Genomic DNA, 18,736 nt, shown 5'->3' with positions numbered 1-18,736 from the left:
AGGCCATCCCGTACGCCCCTGCCAGGCGGAGCGGTCCGACCATTACGTTGCGTCGGCCACCGGGAGCGCAAGCGACAGCCGTGTGGGCTCGCGCAGTCGGTCCACGCGCAACCGCCCGCCGTGGTCGCGTGCGATGCCGAACGCGATCGACAGGCCGAGCCCGGTGCCCTCGCCAACGTCTTTCGTCGTGAAGAATGGCTCGAAGATGCGGTGGGCGATGGATTCGGGGATCCCCGCGCCGCGGTCTTCTACCGCGACCGACGCCCAGCGACGTCCGCCGGGATCGACGGTGATGCCGATCTCCACGATGACTTCACCGCCGTCCGGCGACGCTTGGATGGCGTTGACGACGAGGTTCGTAAGGGCCTGCCGAAGCAACTCGCGGTCGCCGCTCGCGCACGGGGAGGTGGCCGCATCGAGCGGGCTCTGGCGCACGGACACGGTCACGTTGCGCTGTGCCGCGAGTGGAGCGACCAGTTCGGCGACTTCGCGCGCGAGGTCGACGAGCGGCACGGTTTCCCGGTGGACGGCCCGCCGCCGCCCGAAGTCGAGCAACTGCCGGACGATGCCGGTGATGCGCATCGCCTGCTCACGCACCACCCGTGCGCTATGCACACTCTCTTGTCCCGCGACTTCGCCGCGTTCGATCATGGCGGCCCGCTGGATGATGACGTTCAGCGGTGTACCGAGTTCGTGCGCGACTCCCGACGCCAGTTTTCCGACGGTGGCCAGGCGCTCCGCGTGGCGCAGTTCGTCGAGCGCGGCGATGCGCTGCTCCGTCTCGGCCGCGACGCGCTCTCTCGCGCGCGCCGGGCTGGCGGCCATGTGGTTCATCTCGTTCGCGAGCGCGCCCAACTCGTCGTGGGCGGTCCATGCGACCCGCGATTCCAGGTCGCCTCGGCCGATCGCGCGCGCGTGGCGCAGAAGTTTGTTCACGGGGCGCCCGATGAGCCACGCGCCCAGTGTGGTCGCCATGGCGGCGCACACGACGATCGTCGCGGCCACCATGATCGCGGTCCGCACCGTCGTGCGTTCGACGTATCCGTCGCGGAAGGAGAGGGACTTGCCGATCTCGATGGCGCCCTCGTTCGCGCCCGCGAACTCGGGCACGACATAGGTGAACAGGACGTTGGTGGCGGGATCGACGGCGCTGGCCGGCGTCGACCGATTGCGCACTGCGCGCGCAAAAGCGTCCGGCAGCCGGGGTGCAGCGGAGGCCGGCGCGCTCGCGGAGACCCAGCGCAGGGACAGGCCGACAAGCGTGCGATCGAGATCGTCGATGATGGCGATCGCGCGATCGACGCCGGATCGCCGCGCGACGTCCGACAACGTGCGGTCGAGCGCACGGCCGAGTTCGACGGCATCCTGCCGGAGCTTGGCGTCGAACAGAGCGACCTCCCGGCGCACGGTCAGCCAGCCATCGATGGCGACGATCGCGCAGATGCCGACGAGGATCGCGCTGACGAATTTTGCGACGACTCTCATCCGCTCGGGTCGCGTCGATCGGTCCGCGCCGCGGGTGCAAGCGCGCCCGCGTCGCTGGCGGATCCCACGGCCGCCGGCCGTTCGCTTCGCACGAGGGCGCCAGCCACGGCGGCAATCGCCCACGCGGCAGCGGCTGCGAGCCCGGCCAGCAAGCCGACGCCGAGCACCGAGGGGAGCGGATCGTCGACGTTGAGATCGCGGGCCAGCTCGAAGGCGAACACGGCGGCGAACGCGACGGGCGGAAACGCGTGCACGTGGACGCGTGAGCGGCGAGCGGCGACGTCGACCACCAGACCCAGTACGGCGACGACGCCGAGCGCCAGCGGAACCGCGGACTCGCCCCACGGCGGCGGCAGAATCGCGACGTGCAATGTCGGGAGGACGGCGCCGTCGGCCGCGACGACGCGCACGCGCGCCGGGCCATTGCCGGGCAGACTCGTGCGGAAGCGCTCGGTCTCGTGCAGGAACATCGACGTCATGGGACCAAATCGGCGGACGCGCCGGCCGCGGCGGACGGCGCGCTCCACCGCGCCGCGCAGCGCGCGCACGGCGCCCGCGCGGCGAAGTTCCAGCGTGAACGTGCCGCGCGCGGATCCGCTGCGGCGTTCGAGCCCGGCGTGGACCTGTACGTCGAACGGCCGGCCGTCCGGCGGCGCGTCGATGTCGCGGTCGCCGCCGGCGCGCGCCACGTCGACCGAGGCGATCGGATGGCGCGGTGTGACGGTCACGCCGATCGTCCACACCGCAACGACGGCGGCGGCGACGAGGACCGGGACCGTAGCCGCGATCCAGCGGCGTTCGCAGTCGACGACGGCGACTCCCGCGGCGGCGACGGCGGCCACGGGGGCGAGCAGCGCGAGGACGCGCGCTTCCAGCGTGCGCGTATACTCGAACTGCGCTCCGAGGATCAGCGCCGCGACCGCGGCGATCGCCCCGAGGACTGGATGCCACCGTCGGTCCACGGCTACCTCACACCGCTCACGGTGGAGTGTCGCGATGTGCGACATGTGTCACCGGGCGACATCGGGATGGGCTGCGAGATGGGTCGTCGCGGCACATCGGAAGGCTAGCGTGCCGCTCGGGCCGATGGCTCGCGCGTGCGGGCGACGGCGCTGCTGTGCACATCGCGGCGGGGAAGAACCCGGCGGGACGCCACCCGCCGCCATGACGTCGGGAGACCAGATTTCGGTTTTCGCCATATGCAGAGGTCGCGCAGTCGCGCGTGCCCGCAGCGCGCGGGCCATCGGACCCGACGCGGCACGGCGGGGAGGAACCCGCCGATGTGTGAGCTCTATGCAGTCGGTGTGCCATACCCATCGCGGCACGGAGCATGCATCGGAAAGGAGGCGTGGTGGCTTGGCAGCGACCGCGCGTGCTGCTCGCAGAAGACGACAGCGAGATGCGCCGGCTGGTGGCCGGCAAACTGCGCCAATGTGGCTTCGACGTGGTGGAGGCTGCGACCGGGGCGGACGTGCTCGCGGTCGTCGAGCCCGTGTTGCTCGATGGCGCACCGTGCCCGGTGGACGTCATCGTGTCCGACATCCGTATGCCCCTCGTCGACGGCTTCGACGTACTCGGCGGACTGCGCGACTGCGGATGCGCGACGCCGGTCGTGTTGATGACCGCGTTCGCCGACGACGACACGCACGAGCGCGCGAGCCGACAGGGCGCCGCTGCCGTGTTCGACAAGCCGTTCGACATCGACGACCTGTGCGACGTCGTATGCGCTCTCGCACCGGTGGCCAAATAGCCGAATAGTTGCTACGGCATGCGCCGCGCGCGAGGATGCCGGCGATGACCGAGGCGGATCCGACCGATCGGCGACAACCCTGGGCGGTCGAACTCGATTTCGACCGGCGCACCGTGCGGCCGATCGCGCTGGCCGATGCGGGCGCGTCCATGGCCGCGGGGCGGTTCGTCTGGGTGGACCTGCACCCGGACACCCTGCACGCGGCCGCGCGGGACCTCGAGGTGTTCGGCGTGCCGGAGGAGGTCATCGAGGACGCGCTGGCCGGCGATCCGGCGACCCAACACGCGCGCTACCCGCACTGTCTTCACATGGTGCTGTCCGGCTGTCGCCTGCGCGACCGCGACTTCGAGCTGCAGCGCGTGGACGTGACCGTCGGCGAGCGGTTCTTGCTCACGGTCCACGCCGACCGAGTGGAGTTCGTCGAGGGCGTCAAGCGCGACCTGCCGGAAGACTTCGCGCATCACGCCCAGACGCCGAGTTTCCTCATCTACGAGCTGTGGGACCACCTCCTCGACCGGTACATTCTCGTGCAGGACCAGTTCGAGGAGCGGGTGGCGCGTTTGCAACAGCGGCTCATCGGCGCGGTCGACGAGGACCTGTTCGCGGAGATCGGCGAGCTGGCGGCCGACCTCGTGCACTTCCGCAAGGTGCTGCTGCCGGCGCGCGCAGTGCTCACCGACCTGGCCACCCGCCGGTCGCGGTTCGTGAGCGACGCGACACAACCGTACCTGCACAACATGGTCGGCACGGTCGAGCGCGTGTTGCAGGACCTGCTGGCCGACCGCGAGATCCTGTCCGACGCGCTGAACCTGCACGTGTCCGCGGTGGGGCACCGCACGAACGTCATCATGCAGCGGCTCACCGTCGTGAGCGTGCTGTTCTTGCCGCTCACGTTCCTCGTCGGCGTCTACGGCATGAACTTCGACAACATGCCGGAGCTGCACTGGCGGTGGGGCTACGCGGCATTCTGGGGCGTGACCGCGGCGATCACCGGCGGCCTGCTCGCGTTTTTGGCGCGCAAGAAGCTGCTGTGACGCCGGCCCGTCCACTGTGGACGGGCCGAGGCCGCGGGACCGGCCGGCAGCGGCGGTCAGCGTTGCGATGGCTTGACTCCGTACCGCTGTCCGGAGTTCATGCTAGGGCTGATGCCTGGCGAACCGCTTACCACCGGTCAGGTCGCGCGCGCCGCCGGCGTCCACGTCGAGACGCTGCGGTTTTACGAGCGGCGCGGCTTGTTGCCGAAACCGCCGCGCCGGCGGTCCGGCTACCGGCAGTACCCGCCCGACGCCGTGCGCATCGTGCGATTCATCAAGCGCGCGCAGCGGCTCGGGTTCACGCTCGACGAGATCGCCGAGCTGCTCGCGCTGCGAGACGACGACCGGCGCGCGTGCAGCGAGGTGCGCGGCGCGGCCGAGCACAAGATCGCCGAGATCGACGACAAGATCCGGGCGCTGCGCGCGATGCGGCGCGCGCTGGCCGAGCTGGTGGCGACCTGCGCCGACGGCGACGCCTCGGTGCGGCGATGCCCGATCCTCGAGGCGCTCGCCGACGGCAGGCCGAGCCGGCGATCGAAGGATGTACCGACAACAAGAACGCGGGAGGTCAAACCATGCAAATGAACCCGGTGTTGGCGGCGGTCGCCACCTGCGCGCTGGCGGCAGGCGCGTGCGCGCAAGATACCGCGCCCGTGCGCGGCGGCGCCGCGGCGCGCCCGGCGCCGCCTGCCTCGCGCCCGGCGGCGCGCCGCGCGGCACCGTTGACGTTTCGCGTCGACGGGATGCGGCGCGTTCACGGCGCGCTTTGAATGGGTTGACCCAACGGGGTCGTAGAAGCCCTGGAAGGGCTTCCCGCAGTCGACGACGCGCGGTTCGATGCCGCGACGGAGCAGTTCACGGTCGTTCTGCGGCCGGGGCAGACGCTGGCGCGCGCCGACATCGAGCGCGCGGTCGCGGCTCAGGCCGCGAAGATGGGCCGCCCGTACCGGGTCGTGTGGGCCAGCGGTGACAGCGGTGGCGGACCGAAGTTGGCCGAGCGCGCGATCGCGTTTCGCGCGCCGCTGCTCGGCGGCGGCGAGGTCGACGTCGCCACATGGATCGGCCACCGCCCGTTCGTGTTGGTGTTCTGGGCGAGCTGGTGTGGGCCGTGCCGCGCGGAGGCACCTCACCTGGCGAAGCTGTACGAGCGCTACGGCGATCGCGTGGCGTTTCTGTCGGTGAGCATCGACGAAGCGGGCGACCGCGCGGCGGTCGACGAGGCGGTGCGGGAACTCGGGATTCCGTATCCGGTGGCCCTCGATCCGGACGGGGCCGTGATGGCGCGCTACGCCGCGGGCGCGAGCATCCCGCTGTCGTTCGTATTCGACGCAACCGGCGCCGCTCGCTTTCGCCACCACAACTTCCAGCCCGGCGACGAGCGCGCGCTGGCGGCCGCGGTGTCGGCGGTCGCGGGCGCGGCCGGTGGCGCGCAGGAGGCCACCGAGCGGGCGCGGGAGGTGAACAGCGGCAGCGCGTCACGGAGGTAGCATGAGCCAGTTCACGAAAGCAGCGTGTCGGACCGGCGTCGTCGCGGCGGTCGCCGCGTGCGTGCCGCGCGCCGCGTGGGCGTGCGGCGTGTGCGCGACGGGAGACGGCGGGGGGCTCGCCGGCTGGGTGGCGCTCGGGCTCGCGATCTGGTTCGCGGTGCGCTCGTTCCGGTCGTGACCGGCGATCGGGCGCGGCGGTGCGCCCGGTCGTACCGGTCGCGCGCAACCGCCGGCTACGGGGACGCCGCCGTGGCGGCGCGCGGGTCGGGCAACCACAGCGCGAGCGCGCTGGAGACGACGACGCACGCCGCGGCCGCGATCAGGCAGGCGGTCAGGCCGCCGGCCTGGTACAGCGCGCCGGACAACACGGTGCCGAGCAGCCGGCCGCCGGCGTTGGCCATGTAGTAGAAGCCGACGTCGGCAGCGGTTGCATCTGCATCGGAATAGGCGAGCACCAGGTACGAGTGCACCGCGGAGTTGATCGCGAACACGACGCCGAACGCGGCGAGACCGGCGACCACGGTCGCGGTCGGGTCGGCGCCCGTGCGCAGGGCGACGACCATCGCTACCGGCACCGCGGCGAGCACGAATCCCCAGACCTGGGCGGCGCGCGCGTCGTTGGCGTCCGCGCGGCGACGCAGCGCGCGAGGCGTGACGGCCTGGACGACGCCGTAGCCGATGACCCACGCCGCCATGTAGCCGGCGACCTGGACGAACGACCAGCCGGCGTGGTCGTACAGAAACACCGGCAGGCCGACGACGAACCACACGTCGCGCGCGCAGAACAGAAACAGCCGCGCCGCCGACAGCACGTTGATCGCGCGCGACTTGGCGAGCAGGGCGCGCAGGCCCGGCTTCGCCTTGGCGCGGCCCATGCCGCGGGGCAGCCCGATCGTCGCGACGGCGGCCGCGGCGACGACCGCGCCGGCCATCGCCCACAGCGCGCCGCGGAAGCCGAGCGCCGCGAGCAGCGCGCCGCCGGCGAAGAAGCCCGCGCCCTTGAGCGCGTTCTTCGAGCCGGTGAGCAGCGCGACCCAGCGAAACAGCGTGCCGTGCGCGCCTTCGGGCACGAGCGTCTTGATCGCGCTCTTCGCGCTGAGCTTGGTGAAGTCCTTGGCGACGCCGGATAGCCCCTGTGCCGCGACGACGTACGCGACCTGGAGCGCGCGCGGCCACGCCGGCGACAGCGCCGACAACATGGCGAGCGCGCCGACCTGGAGCGCGAGCCCGACCCGCAGCGTGCGGTCGAGACCCAGGCGCGCCGCGATCCAGCCGCCGAACAGGTTGGTGAACACGCCGGCGACTTCGTAGAGCAAAAACAGGCTCGCGAGCGACAGCGGCGTGTAGCCCAGCGCGTGAAAGTGCAGCAGCACCAGCATGCGCAGGGCGCCGTCGGTGAGCGTGAACGCCCAGTACGAGGCGGTGACGATCGCGTAGGCGCGCACGCTGCCGGACGCCGCCGCCACCGCCGTCACCCGAGCGACCGCGCGACGAGCTGGGCCAGCTCGACCATGCGGTGCACGTAGCCGATCTCGTTGTCGTACCAGGCCAGCAGTTTGACCTGCGTGCCGTCCACGACGTTGGTCGACCGCGCGTCGATCACGGCCGACCGCGTGTCGCCGCGGTAGTCGACGGATACCAGCGGGCGCTCTTCGTAACCGAGGATGCCGTCAAGCGGTCCGGCCGCGGCGTCCGCGAGCAGCCGGTTGACCTCCGCGACCGACGTGGGGCGCGCGACCTCGAACACGCAGTCGGTGAGCGACGCGTTCAGCAGCGGCACGCGGACGGCGATGCCGTCGAGTTTGCCGGCGAGTTCGGGGACGATCAGCCCGATCGCCGTGGCCGAGCCGGTCGTCGTCGGGATCAGCGACAACAGTGCGGACCGCGCGCGCCGCGGGTCCTTGTGCGGGCGGTCGACCACGGTCTGCGTGTTGGTGACGTCGTGGATGGTCGTGATGACGCCGTGGCGAATTCCGAGGCCATCGTGGACGACGCGGACGACCGGCGCGAGGCAGTTGGTCGTGCACGACGCCGCCGTCACGATGTCGTGCTCGGCCGGGTCGTAGCGGTCGTGGTTGACGCCCATCACGACGTTGAGCACGTCCGGCTCTTTGACCGGAGCGGCGACGATCACCTTGGCGACGCCGCGGTCGAAGTAGGGCGCGAGCGCGGCGCGGCGGCGGAACGCGCCGGTGCACTCGAGCACGATCTGGACGCCGGCGTCGTCCCACGCCACGTCGCCCGGCCGGGCCTCGCCGGTGTAGCCGATGCTCCGCCCGTCGACGTGCAGGGCGCCGTCGGCCGCGGTGATGTCGTGCGGCCACCGGCCGTGCACCGAGTCGAACTCGAGCAGGTGCGCGGCCACGTCGGGGCCGCAGCCAGTCTCGTTGACGTGGACGACGTCGAGGTCGTCGCGGTCCCAGGCGGCGCGCAGCGCCAGCCGGCCCATGCGCCCGAATCCGTTGATGCCGATGCGTGTGGTCATGCGGTGTGGTTCGTGTCTTGTCCGCCGGGCGCCGGCGAGGGCCGTCAGTCGCAGCACCGGCGGCTTCGCGTCGCGCGGGCGAGGTCGGCGCGCCCGGCCGCCGTGCGGCCGAAGGTGCGAACGACCGACGCGACCGCGTCGCGCGCCGGCTCCGGCAAGTCCTCGTGTACGCGGTAGTGGACCCACGCGCCGGCGCGCCGGTCGCGGACGAGGCCCGCGTCGCGCAGCACGCGCAGGTGGCGCGATGCCGTCGACTGCGGGATGTCGAGCGCCGCCTCGAGTTCGCAGACGCACAGCTCGCCGGCGGCGGCCAGCAGGTGCACCATGCGCAAGCGCGTCTCGTCGCCGAGCGCGCGATAAAGACGCACGATGGGGCCGGCCGAGTTCATTGCTGGATATCCGGATATGCGGATATCTCGATATGAACCGCCGCGTCAACCGAAAAGCCGGCTCGCACGAGCCCGCACCCGGGTTGATTAGAGCCGCGGCAGATGACAAGCCCGACAAGCCCGTACCCGGGTTGATTAACACGCCCGACAAGCCCGCACCCGGGTTGATTGGAGCCGCGGCCGATGAATCGCGTCGCACAAGCGGCCGGTGCGGGCGCAATCGGGTCGCAGCGGGCTGACGAGCCACCGCCGCGCCGGGTCGGTCGACGCCAAACCGGTGACCGCGCCTACACTCGCTGGCGGCGGGCGCACGTTGGCGCGGCAAGTGGAGTCACTTGCCGCGGTCTTTGCGTGCCCGGGGCCGAGCGTCAAGCCGTGTCGGCGACGGTCACGCCTTGATACACGCGCATGGCGTGCGAGCCGGCCGGGAACACCACCTCGCGCACGCCGCGCTGCCACCGTTCGTACGCCTCGCGGTAGGCGACCACGAACTGCTTGAGCCGGCGCAGCGCCTCGACGCGGCGCCGGGGCGGTGGCGCGGCGGGGCGGTTGGCTCTAGGCTTGCCACCGTGACCGAGCGCGGGACGTGGTGGCCGGTGCTCCGCCGGCGTGTGCTTCCGCTGGCGGTGGTCGTGGGCGTGGCCGCCCTGGCGGTGGACGCGATGCGGGCGGACGCGGCGCGGGTGGCGCTGCGGTTCGACTTCGGCGCCGGTGCGTCCCGGGTGCGCGCCCTGCGCGCCGAGTACCTGCGCGGTGGCGAGCGCGTCGGCTACATGGAACAGCGCTACGGGCCGGCCGGCGCGCCGGGACCGGCGGAGCACACGCTTCGGCTCGACCCGGGGCCGTACACCGCCGCGATCGAACTGGTGACCGACGCGGGCGCGCGGCACTTCACGCGCCGGTTCCACGTGTCCGAAGGCGCGACGATCCGCATGGCGATCCCGGTCGATCCCCCGTGAACCGGGCGCGGCCGCCGTGGGCCCATCGCGCGAGCCATTCGCGCACAAGGCCCTGATCGTCAACGCGAATCGCGCCGCAGGATCGCGACCGTCTCGACCTGCGCGGTGCCGGGCATCAGGTCGAACGGCACGGCGCGCTCGACGCGGTAGCCGGCGCCGCGCAGATCGCCCAGGTCGCGCGCGAGGCTGTCGGGGTGGCAGCTCACGTAGGCGATCCTCGCCGGCGCCAGGCGCGCGAGGGCGGCGCGGGTCGGGACATCGAGGCCCTTGCGCGGCGGGTTGACCACCGCGACGTCGACCGCGCCGGCGAGGTCGACGAGCCGCGCGGCGTCCGCGGCCTCGAACCGGGCGCGGAGGCCGTGGCGGCGTGCGGCGGCGCGCGCGGTCGCGACCGCGTCGGCGTCGCGCTCGATGCCGAGCACGTCGGCGCCCCGCGCCGCGAGGGTGAGGGCGATGCCGCCGACGCCACAGTAGACGTCGACGGCCCGCACGCCCGGCGCGGCCTGCACCGCGTCGGCGACGGCCGCGTACAGCCGCGCGGCCTGGTCGCGGTTGACCTGAAAGAACGAACCGATGCCGACCTCGACGTCCAGGTCGCCGAGCGCCTCGCGGATGACGGCGGCGCCCGACGCGATCCGGCGCCGCGGGCCGAGCAGGGCGCCGCCGGTCGCGTCGTTGACCACGTGGACGACGCCGACGACGGCGGGCACGCGCGCGCGCAGCCGCTCGGCCAGCCGGTCCACGGCCGCGGCCGGCGCGGACGGCGCGGTCACGATGCCGGCGAGCGCGCGCTCGCCGTCGCTGCGCACCAGCAGGTACCGCAGGTGGCCCGCGCGCGTCCGCTCGTCGAAGGCGGCGAGGCCGCAGGCGGCGTGATCGGCGGCGACGGCGCGCGCGACGCGGTCGACGACCGGCTCGACGACGGCGCACCCCAAGGTGGACACGACCGCGTGGCTCCGCGGCCGGTACGCGCCGACCGCGCCCGGAGCGCCACGTACTTGCCGAAGTTGCGGTACCGCGTCTCGCGCGGCGCGGCGACCACATCGGCCACCGCGACGCCGTCGCCGAGCGCCCGCTGCACCCGCCGTCGCTTCGCCGCGAGCTGGGCGGGGTAGGCGACGTGCTGCCACGCGCACCCGCCGCACGCGCCGAACGCGGGGCAGGCGGGGGTGACCCGCTCGGCGGCCGGCGGCGACGTCCGGTCGACCAGCCGCGCCCACGCCCGCGGCGCGTGGGGGCTCACGTGCTCGATCTGCGCCCGGCCGCTCTCGCCGGGCAGCAGGTCCCACACGTGCACATCGACCGCGCCACACGGGGCGACGCCCCGGCCGTCGGCGGCCAGCTCGGCGGCGGTCACGTGCACGCGGTCGCCCGGGCGCATCGCCGCGATGGTAGCGCACGCGGCCGCCCGCGCCCGGTCTGCTATAACGCCGCCGTGGCGAATCCGGGTCCGATCGCGGTAGCGCTGTCCGGCGGCGTCGACAGCGCGACCACCGCGGCGCTGCTGGTCGAGCGCGGCCACCGCGTGGTTGGCCTGACCATGCGCCTGTACGACGCGCGCGGCACGGCGGCGTCGATCGGCGGGCGTTGCTGCGGGCCGCGCGACATCGAGGACGCGCGCCGCGTGTGCGCCGAGCTCGACATCCCGTTTTACGTCGTCGACTACGAGCGCGAGTTCGAGCGCCGCGTGGTGGACGACTTCGTCGCCAGCTACCTGGCCGGCGAGACGCCGAATCCATGCGCGCGGTGCAACGAGCACATCAAGTTCACGCCGCTTTTGCGCCGCGCGCGGGCGCTCGGTTGCGACGCCCTGGCGACCGGTCACTACGCGCGCCTCGAGCCCGACGGCGACGGCTGGGCGCTGCGCCGCGGCGTCGACCCGGGCAAGGACCAGTCGTACTTCCTGTTCGCGATGCCGGCGTCGGCGCTGGGCGCGGTGAGGTTCCCGCTCGGCGGGTTGACGAAGGACGAGGTGCGCGCCGAGGCGCGGCGGCTCGGCGTGCCGGTTGCGGACAAGCCGGACTCGCAGGAGATCTGCTTCGTGCCGGACGGCGACTACGCCGGTTTCGTCGAGCGGCGCGCGCGGGCGGCGGGGCGGCCGCTGCCGCGGGCGGGCGACGTGGTGGACCGGACCGGGCGCGTGGTCGGACGCCACGCCGGGGTTCACCGCTACACCCTCGGCCAGCGGCGCGGCCTCGGCGCGATCGGCCGCGGCCAGCCGGCGTACGTGGTCGACCTCGACGCGGCGACCAACCGGGTCGTCGTCGGTCCGCGCGAGGCGGCGGCGCGGTCGACGCTGCGGGTGCGCGACGTGAACTGGCTCGCGCCGCGGCCGGCCGCGCCGGTCGACGTGCTCGTGCAGGTACGCCACCGCCAGACGCCGCGGCCGGCGCGGGTGAGCCCCGACGGCGGCGGCGCGCGGGTCGACCTGGCCGAGCCGCTGGTCGCCGCGCCCGGCCAGGCCGCCGTGTTCTACGCGGGCGACCGGGTGCTCGGCGGCGGCTGGATCGCGCCGGCGGCCGAGCGCGCGGCCGAAAACTTGGCCGCACCGGCCGCCCCGGGCTAGCGTCGTCTCATGGGCTGGCTCGCGCTCGCGCTCGCGGCCGCGTCGGCGGCCGCGCTGGCCGTGCCGGGCGGCGGCATGTACGCGGCGATGGGGCTGTCGATCGCGGCGATCGGCACCGGCCGCGCCGGCTACCGGCGGCGGTCGGCGCCGGCGCGCGCCCGGCTCGCCGGCAGCGGCGCGATGGCGGTCGGCACCGCGGCGCTCGTGCTGGCGGCGGCCAAGTACGGGCTCACCTGGGCGGCGCTCGGCCGGCTCGAGGCGCTGTTCGGCTCCTGACCGCCGCGTCGCGCGGGCGCATCGCCGCTGCCGCTGCCGTGCTACAAGGCCCTTCGCCCATGTCCGACACGATCGACATCCGCGCCGGGTTCTGCGCCATCCTGGGCCTGCCGAACGCCGGCAAGTCGACGTTGCTGAACGCGGCGCTCGGCAAGAAGATCGCCGCGGTGTCGCCGAAGCCGCAGACCACGCGCAACCGGATCGTCGGGATCGTCAACCGGCCGGACGCGCAGGTCGTGTTCGTCGACACGCCGGGCGTGCAACACGGCCACAATGCGCTGCGCAAATACATGCTCGACGAGGCGCTGGCCGCGGCGGTCGACTGCGACGTCGCGCTGCTGATGCTCGACGCGTCGGACCCGCGCCAGCGGGCCGAGGACGCGCTCGAGCGCGGCGCGGCGGTGGAGTTGTGGCAGGCGCTCGCACGCCTCGACGCGCCGGCGATCTGCGCGCTCAACAAGGTCGACCGGCTGCGCGACAAGGCGCTGCTGCTGCCGTGGATCGAGTCGTTGTCGCGGCTCGGCCGGTTCGAGGAGATCGTGCCGATGTCCGCCCTGCGCGGCACCAACGTCCCGGAACTCATCGCGGCGATCGCGCGCCAGTTGCCGCCGGGGCCGCGGCTGTTTCCCGAGGACATGGTGACCGACCGCGCCGAGTCGTTCTTGGCGGCCGAGCTGATCCGCGAGCAGTTGTATCTGCAGCTTGGCGACGAGTTGCCGTACGCGTCGGCCGTCGTCGTGGAGCAGTTCGAGGAGCGCAGCGGCGGCGACGTCGCCATCTACGCGGTGATCTACGTGGAGCGCGACTCGCAAAGAGGCATCGTCGTCGGCCGCGGCGGCGCGCGCATCAAGGAGGTCGGCCAGCGCGCGCGCGCCGAGATCGCGAAGGTGCTCGGCTGTCCGGTACACGTCAGGCTCCACGTCAAGGTCGCGCCCGAGTGGTCGAGCGAGCCGCGCGGCCTGCGAAAGATGGGCTACGAGTGATGCCGCGCGAGCTGCCGCTGGTCGCCATCGTCGGACGGCCGAACGTCGGCAAGTCGACGCTGTTCAACCGGCTGGTCGGCGGCCGCCCGGCGCTCGTCGACGACACGCCGGGCGTCACGCGCGACCGCCGCTACGGCGAGGTCGAGTACTTCGGCGCGCGGTTTCGCGCGGTCGACACCGGCGGGCTCGACCCCGACGCCGAAGCGACCGCGCTCGGCGCCGGCATCCACCGCCAGGCCCGCGCCGCCATCGACGAGGCCGACGCCGTGTTGTTCGTGGTCGACGGCCGCGCCGGCCTCACGCCGGTGGACGCCGACCTCGCCGACATGTTGCGGCGCTGCGAACGGCCGGTCGTCGTGGCCGTCAACAAGATCGACGGGCCGAAACACGACCCGCTGTTGGCGGAGTTCTTCGCGCTCGGGTTGGGCGAAGTTTTCGGCGTGTCCGCCGCCCACGGGCGCGGCGTCGACCCGCTGGTCGAGGCGGTGGTCGCGGCGGTGCCGGCGGCGGCGGCGCGTGCCGACGATGCGGACGAGCAGGCGGCGTCCGGCGGCGACGACGTCGCGGACCCCGACGAGGGTCGGCCGCTGCGCATCGCGTTCGTCGGCAAGCCGAACGTCGGCAAGTCGAGCACGGTCAACCGCCTGGTCGGCGCTGAGCGCGCGCTGGTACACGACGCGCCGGGCACGACGACGGACCCGGTCGACACGCCGTTCGAGTTCGACGGCCGGCCCTACGTCCTGGTCGACACGGCCGGCATGCGCAAGCGGGCGCGGATCGACGCGCGCACTGAACAGGTGTCGGTATCGATGGCGCTCGATCAGATCCGGCGCGCGGACGTCGCCGTGTTGGTCATCGACGCGACGGAGGGGCCGACGGAGCAGGATCAGCGGATCGCCGGCGCCATCGTCGACGCCGGTCGGCCCGTGGTCATCGCTCTCAACAAGGCGGACCGGCTCGGCCCGGGGGATGCCGCCCGGGTAGACGCCGCGCTGCGCGACGAGCTGCACTTTCTGTCGTTCGCTCCGCGCGTCAAGACGTCGGCGCTGCGCGGCGACGGCATGGCCGACCTGCTCGCCGCGGTCGACCGCGTGGCCGCGGCCCACCGCGCGCGCGTGCCGACCGCGGAGATCAACCGGTTCTTCGCCGAGGTGTGCGAGACGCACCCGCCGCCGACCCAGAGCGGGCGGTCCGTGCGGATCCACTACATGACCCAGGGCGGCACGCGGCCGCCGACCTTCCTTCTGTGGGCCAACCATCCGCGCTACGTCGCCGAGTCGTACAAGCGATTCCTGGTCAACCAACTGCGCCGCCGCTACGGGTTTGAGGGCACGCCGGTGCGCATCGTCGTCAAGCGCAAAAAGCGCCGCGAGCGGGGAGGGCGCGCGTGACGGCCGGTCGCACGTGCGTCCTCGCGGTCGCGGCCGTCGTCGCGACGTCCGTCTCCGGCGTCGCGCGCGCCGGCGGCGACGATCGCTCCGCGTCCGTCGGCCTCGCGTACGGGCGGTTGTCGTTGTCGGATCGGGACGCGGCCGCTCACGGCGCGGTCCTGGCGGTCGACTACGAGCGCGGGCTGTCGGACGCGCTGTCGCTGCGCGCGTCGGCCGGCGGCGGCGCCCACTACGACGGCGGCGCCGCCTATAGCGCATACGCGACTCTGTCGATCGTGTACCTGTTCGACGTGCTCAAGTACGTCCCGTACGCGTCGGTCGGCGCGGGGGCGGTGTTCACGGCCGGCGGAGACCTGGACGCCGACCTCGCGCCCGCCATCGAACTCGGCGCGGGGCTCGAGGTGCTGCGCGGCCGCGACGCGTCGTGGGGGATGTACGCGCGCGCGGCGACCTGGGCCGACGGGGCGACCCTCGTGACCGCGGGCGCGCGGCTCACGTGGCGCTGGGGCTACTTTTAGCGCGGCGGCCGTTGGCGACCGACCGCCGCGCCGCCGCGACCGATACGCGCGAGCCGATCGGGCAACCCCTTGCCCGGCGCGTGGTTCTAAGCTAAGAGAGCGCCTGAATGTCTCCGAAAAACAAAGGCAAATTCGGCAAGGCGAAGGCCGCCATCGAGGAGACGGACGAGTTCGTCTCCGGCGTCAACCGCCTGATCGAGCGGCTTAAACCGTATGCGAAACAGCTGCTGATCGGCGGCGCCGTCCTGCTCGTCGCCGTGGTCGCGGCCGTCTCGTACAACACGTGGCGCGCCCACGCGTCGGAGGACGCCACCGCGTACGTGGTCGCCGCGGTCGACGCGCTGAGCACGGAGGTGATGTCGGACGAAGAGGCCGAACTGTTCAAGTCGCTGCCGCAGCTGGCGGACCTCGAATACCACGCGTCCGCCAAGGAGCGGGCTGCCGCGGCGCTGGCCGAGTTCGAGCGCCTCTACGGTGAGTTCGGCGACAGCGACGCCGCCGCCGCGGCAGAACTGCTCCACGCGGCCGCCCTGTACGATGCCGAAGACTACGCCGGCGCGCGCGCCGCGTACGGCGCGTTCGCCGCCGGCGACTACCCGGAGATGCTGCGCGCCCTCGCGCGCGCCGGCGTGGCGCGCTCGATAGAGGCGGCCGCGTTGGCGCTCGAGGACGAGGCCGCGCGCAAGGCGGAACTCGAAAAGGCGCTCGACGCCTACGAGCGGGTGCAGCCGCGCGAGGACGGCCCGCTGCGCGACGAGGCGCTGTACCACCAGGCCCGCGTGCTCGCGGCGCTCGGTCGAACGAGCGACGCGATCGCGCGCTACAACGAGGTGATCGCGTCTCATCCCGCGACGCCGCTGCGCGGCGACATCAACCAGCGCCTGGCGCTGCTGGGCGCGGCTCCGGCGGATGCGCAGTAGCCTGGTTTGCACGGTCGCGGCCGCCGGCGTCGCCGCGGCGGCGACCGGCTGCTGGCGCCATCCGCAGCAGATCGATCCGGTCGCGGCCGTAGCGCGCGAGGACATCGGCCTGCCGGTGCTCAGCCTGCGGTGGAAGCGTGTGATCGCGGACCATCGCGACGAGTTTGCCGCGCAGGAGTTCGCGACGGCGGCGGTGGCGTTCGACCGCGTCTACATCGGGTCGCGCGCCGGTGTGCTGTACGCGCTCGACGCGGCCGACGGCTCGGTGGTGTGGAAGCGGGCCATCGGGGCGACCAGCGCGCAGCCCGTCGTCGACCGCGGGCGGCTGTACGTCGGCACCGACGACGGCTACCTGCTGTGTCTCGACACGTTCGACGGCGAGGAGAAGTGGCGCTACGCCGGCCATGGCGCCGTCGTGCGGCCGCCGGTGGTCGGCGACGAGTTGGTGTTCTTCAGCGACGACGCCGACGAGGTGTTCGCGGTCGACCGCGAGACCGGCACGTACCGCTGGCAGTTCAAGGTGGACATGCCCGAGGAGTTCACCCTGCGCGGCCACGCGGGGGTCGCCGTCGCGGGCGACCTGTTGTTTACCGGCTTTGCCAATGGGACCGTGGCGGCGCTGCGCACGGCGACCGGGTCGGTCGCGTGGATGACCTCCATCAAGGGCAAGGCTGACCGGTTCGTCGACGTCGACAGCCACCCGACCATCGTCGGCGACACGCTGTGGATGGCGTCGGCGGCCGGAGGGGTGCACGCGCTCGACGCGGCGACCGGGCTCGTCAAGTGGAAGTTGGAGGTCGAAGGGGCCGGCACGGTGGTCGCCGACGGCGACACGCTCTACTTCGCCGCGGCCGACGAGGGCCTGTTTTCCGTCGACGACGCGGGCCACGTCCGCTGGCGCCAGGGAACGCGCGGCGGCGGCGAGCCGGCCGACCCGGTCGTCACCGGCCGCTACGCCGTGTTCGCGCTCAGCGACGCGGGCTTATATGTCACCGACAAGCGGACCGGGCGCGTCTATCAGTACTTCGATCCCGGGCACGGCGTATCGGCGACGCCGGCCGTGGCGGGCGATCGCATGTACGTGCTGACGAACGGGGGCATTCTGTACGCGTTCGACCTGCGCCGGTTCGACGGCTGACCGCGCGCGTCCGGCCGCCACGCCGTACAGTCTCCTACGCGTGCGTGCCCTCGGCGCGCTCCATCCGGCGGACGAGTTCGCGCAGGCGGCGCATGCCGCCGGCGTCGCGACAGTAGAACGTGACGCCGAGGGCGGTGTCGCCCGGTGCGTCGCGCGTCCACGCGACGCGACCGGCGAGGTCGATCGGCGCGCTGGACCCCGGCGGCTTGAGTTGGAGGACGACCTCCGTCCCCGGAGCCGGCGGCGGCTCGTCGAGCCGTATGAACGCGCCCCCAGGGGCGATGTCGGCCAGCACGCCCGACCGCCGAGATGGCTCGGCGTTCACGCGCCAGGCGATGGGCAGGGCGGTCGGCAGGCGGCGATGGCGTCGCTGCCCCTGAGCGTGCGCGCCTGCGCCGGCGAGCGCCAACAAGAAGTCGCGCTTGCGGCGTTCCGACGCGAGAAACTCCAGACCGACGCCGGCCGGGACGCCGGTGCGGCGATTCGCCGGCCGCCGCCAGGTCACGCGGGCGCACACGAGCATCCGGTCGCGCAGGTTGGGCACGCGGACGTCGACGAGCACGATCTGGCCGAGGTCGAGCTTGGCGCGGGTCGGAAAGAACAGTCCGCCGTGGGGGAAGGTGGAGATGTAATGGGTGAGGAAATCGTCGCCCGTTCGGTACTGCGCTCTGAGAATTCGCATCCTTGCACTCTCACCACCCTCCCGCGGCGAGTCGTAGCAACTCGACTGCGAGGGGTCAAGATTTGGCGGTGCGATCGGGCGCGCGGCGCTCGCGCGATCTGCCCGCTATGATGGCGACGTGACGGTGGACAAGGAGCGCCTCGACGAGCTGCACCTGTATCTCGAAAACGCGGTCGACCAGCTCGTGCGCAGCCAGCGGGTGGCGCGCGGGGTCGACGCGGTCGCGGATCTCGAGGCGCGCGTGGACCGCGCCCTCGGAGATCTCGTCGCCCTGCGCAACGACGTGCGCGACGCCTTGTTGCGCGCTGCCGCGCGCGGACCCAAGAAGCTCCCGATCGTCCGGGACTGACCGGCGCGATCGAGCCACCTCGGAGGCTGTCGTGTTTCGGCGGGCGAGCGAGGTCGCGAGATGCGAGGCGAGGTTCGGCGCACGCCCGCAGCGCACGGGCGCGTATCCACATACGGAACCGAAGGGCGCGGGGACGTACGCCGAAGATCACCCGCAGAGCGCGACCGCAGCCAGCGGCGATGCGCTACAGCGCCTAGTAGTGGCCGCCGGACGGAGGCGGGAGGCCACCGCCCCCGCCGGCCGGGGGAGCGCCGCCGCCCGCGGGGGGGTAGCCGCCGCCCGCGGGGGGGTAGCCGCCGCCCGCGGGGGGATAGCCGCCACCCG

21 protein-coding genes and 2 pseudogenes are annotated in these 18,736 nt (G+C 73.1%); 15 read left to right on the top strand and 8 right to left on the bottom strand.

Annotated elements, in window-relative coordinates:
* Nucleotides 1-42 precede the first annotated feature (42 nt).
* The gene (locus tag D6689_13590; protein ID RMH40482.1) at nucleotides 43-1,485 is read right to left on the bottom strand and encodes a sensor histidine kinase; all 1,443 of its coding nucleotides are present in this window, start codon (nucleotides 1,483-1,485) and stop codon (nucleotides 43-45) included.
* Nucleotides 1,482-2,447, bottom strand: a complete 966-nt coding sequence (locus D6689_13585) for a hypothetical protein (protein RMH40481.1) — start codon at nucleotides 2,445-2,447, stop codon at nucleotides 1,482-1,484. The genes D6689_13590 and D6689_13585 overlap by 4 nt, the downstream gene beginning before the upstream one ends.
* A gap of 368 nt (nucleotides 2,448-2,815) precedes the next feature.
* Here D6689_13585 and D6689_13580 point away from each other — a divergent pair, with 368 nt between their 5' ends.
* The 5 genes from D6689_13580 (at nucleotide 2,816) to D6689_13560 (ending at nucleotide 5,756) form a co-directional block, all read left to right on the top strand.
* A complete protein-coding gene (locus tag D6689_13580) occupies nucleotides 2,816-3,235 on the top strand; it encodes a response regulator (GenBank protein ID RMH40480.1) in 420 nt (139 codons plus the stop codon).
* 35 nt (nucleotides 3,236-3,270) lie between these two features.
* The gene (locus tag D6689_13575; GenBank protein RMH40479.1) at nucleotides 3,271-4,269 is read left to right on the top strand and encodes a hypothetical protein; all 999 of its coding nucleotides are present in this window, start codon (nucleotides 3,271-3,273) and stop codon (nucleotides 4,267-4,269) included.
* Nucleotides 4,270-4,380: 111 nt separating this feature from the next.
* Nucleotides 4,381-4,854 (top strand): MerR family transcriptional regulator, encoded by a 474-nt coding sequence (locus D6689_13570; GenBank protein ID RMH40478.1) that lies wholly within the window; start codon nucleotides 4,381-4,383, stop codon nucleotides 4,852-4,854.
* Complete coding sequence (locus D6689_13565; protein ID RMH40477.1) at nucleotides 4,851-5,039, top strand: hypothetical protein; 189 nt, start codon at nucleotides 4,851-4,853, stop codon at nucleotides 5,037-5,039. Before D6689_13570 ends, D6689_13565 begins: the two co-directional genes overlap by 4 nt.
* Before the next feature lie 162 nt (nucleotides 5,040-5,201).
* Nucleotides 5,202-5,756: a TlpA family protein disulfide reductase gene (locus tag D6689_13560; protein RMH40476.1), complete on the top strand. Its 555-nt coding sequence runs from the start codon at nucleotides 5,202-5,204 to the stop codon at nucleotides 5,754-5,756.
* Nucleotides 5,757-5,989: 233 nt separating this feature from the next.
* Here D6689_13560 and D6689_13555 read toward each other — a convergent pair whose 3' ends face one another.
* From D6689_13555 to D6689_13545, 3 genes are read right to left on the bottom strand one after another with little or no spacing between them, the layout of a single operon-like run.
* The gene (locus D6689_13555; protein RMH40475.1) at nucleotides 5,990-7,231 is read right to left on the bottom strand and encodes an MFS transporter; all 1,242 of its coding nucleotides are present in this window, start codon (nucleotides 7,229-7,231) and stop codon (nucleotides 5,990-5,992) included.
* Complete coding sequence (gene gap / locus D6689_13550; GenBank protein RMH40474.1) at nucleotides 7,228-8,241, bottom strand: type I glyceraldehyde-3-phosphate dehydrogenase; 1,014 nt, start codon at nucleotides 8,239-8,241, stop codon at nucleotides 7,228-7,230. Before gap ends, D6689_13555 begins: the two co-directional genes overlap by 4 nt.
* 44 nt (nucleotides 8,242-8,285) lie before the next feature.
* Complete coding sequence (locus tag D6689_13545; GenBank protein ID RMH40473.1) at nucleotides 8,286-8,630, bottom strand: ArsR family transcriptional regulator; 345 nt, start codon at nucleotides 8,628-8,630, stop codon at nucleotides 8,286-8,288.
* Between the two features lie 569 nt (nucleotides 8,631-9,199).
* On the opposite strand from D6689_13545, the gene D6689_13540 reads away from it, so the two are divergent.
* Nucleotides 9,200-9,589 carry a hypothetical protein gene (locus tag D6689_13540; protein RMH40472.1) on the top strand — a complete coding sequence of 130 codons (390 nt, stop codon included), beginning with the start codon at nucleotides 9,200-9,202 and terminating at the stop codon, nucleotides 9,587-9,589.
* Nucleotides 9,590-9,648: 59 nt separating this feature from the next.
* On the opposite strand, the gene D6689_13535 is transcribed toward D6689_13540, so the two are convergent.
* On the bottom strand, nucleotides 9,649-10,989 hold the full coding sequence (locus tag D6689_13535) for a class I SAM-dependent RNA methyltransferase (GenBank protein ID RMH40471.1): 1,341 nt from the start codon (nucleotides 10,987-10,989) through the stop codon (nucleotides 9,649-9,651).
* Nucleotides 10,990-11,054: 65 nt separating this feature from the next.
* Between D6689_13535 and mnmA the strand changes: the two genes are divergently transcribed.
* From mnmA to D6689_13500, 7 genes are all read left to right on the top strand, one after another.
* Entirely contained in the window at nucleotides 11,055-12,155 is a 1,101-nt protein-coding gene (mnmA, locus tag D6689_13530) for a tRNA 2-thiouridine(34) synthase MnmA (protein ID RMH40511.1), read from the top strand.
* A 9-nt stretch (nucleotides 12,156-12,164) separates the two neighbouring features.
* Entirely contained in the window at nucleotides 12,165-12,431 is a 267-nt protein-coding gene (locus D6689_13525) for a hypothetical protein (protein ID RMH40470.1), read from the top strand.
* A gap of 59 nt (nucleotides 12,432-12,490) precedes the next feature.
* Nucleotides 12,491-13,414: a GTPase Era gene (locus tag D6689_13520; protein RMH40469.1), complete on the top strand. Its 924-nt coding sequence runs from the start codon at nucleotides 12,491-12,493 to the stop codon at nucleotides 13,412-13,414.
* Complete coding sequence (locus D6689_13515) at nucleotides 13,414-14,805, top strand: ribosome biogenesis GTPase Der (GenBank protein ID RMH40510.1); 1,392 nt, start codon at nucleotides 13,414-13,416, stop codon at nucleotides 14,803-14,805. Before D6689_13520 ends, D6689_13515 begins: the two co-directional genes overlap by 1 nt.
* Entirely contained in the window at nucleotides 14,802-15,323 is a 522-nt protein-coding gene (locus D6689_13510; protein ID RMH40468.1) for a hypothetical protein, read from the top strand. The genes D6689_13515 and D6689_13510 overlap by 4 nt, the downstream gene beginning before the upstream one ends.
* A 107-nt stretch (nucleotides 15,324-15,430) precedes the next feature.
* The gene (locus tag D6689_13505; protein ID RMH40467.1) at nucleotides 15,431-16,243 is read left to right on the top strand and encodes a hypothetical protein; all 813 of its coding nucleotides are present in this window, start codon (nucleotides 15,431-15,433) and stop codon (nucleotides 16,241-16,243) included.
* The gene (locus tag D6689_13500) at nucleotides 16,233-17,381 is read left to right on the top strand and encodes a hypothetical protein (protein RMH40466.1); all 1,149 of its coding nucleotides are present in this window, start codon (nucleotides 16,233-16,235) and stop codon (nucleotides 17,379-17,381) included. The genes D6689_13505 and D6689_13500 overlap by 11 nt, the downstream gene beginning before the upstream one ends.
* A 34-nt stretch (nucleotides 17,382-17,415) precedes the next feature.
* On the opposite strand, the gene D6689_13495 is transcribed toward D6689_13500, so the two are convergent.
* Nucleotides 17,416-18,063, bottom strand: coding sequence for a hypothetical protein (locus D6689_13495; GenBank protein ID RMH40465.1), 648 nt, complete (start codon nucleotides 18,061-18,063; stop codon nucleotides 17,416-17,418).
* A gap of 118 nt (nucleotides 18,064-18,181) precedes the next feature.
* On the opposite strand from D6689_13495, the gene D6689_13490 reads away from it, so the two are divergent.
* The gene (locus D6689_13490) at nucleotides 18,182-18,412 is read left to right on the top strand and encodes a hypothetical protein (GenBank protein ID RMH40464.1); all 231 of its coding nucleotides are present in this window, start codon (nucleotides 18,182-18,184) and stop codon (nucleotides 18,410-18,412) included.
* A gap of 203 nt (nucleotides 18,413-18,615) precedes the next feature.
* A pseudogene (locus D6689_13485) lies at nucleotides 18,616-18,681 on the top strand (RDD family protein).
* On the opposite strand, the pseudogene D6689_13480 reads toward D6689_13485, so the two are convergent.
* A pseudogene (locus tag D6689_13480) lies at nucleotides 18,654-18,736 on the bottom strand (DUF4870 domain-containing protein). The pseudogenes D6689_13485 and D6689_13480 overlap by 28 nt on opposite strands.

This window comes from Deltaproteobacteria bacterium, assembly GCA_003696105.1.
Taxonomy (GTDB): Bacteria; Myxococcota_A; Polyangia; order Haliangiales; family J016; genus J016.
This window is presented reverse-complemented; position numbering and strand designations above follow the sequence as displayed.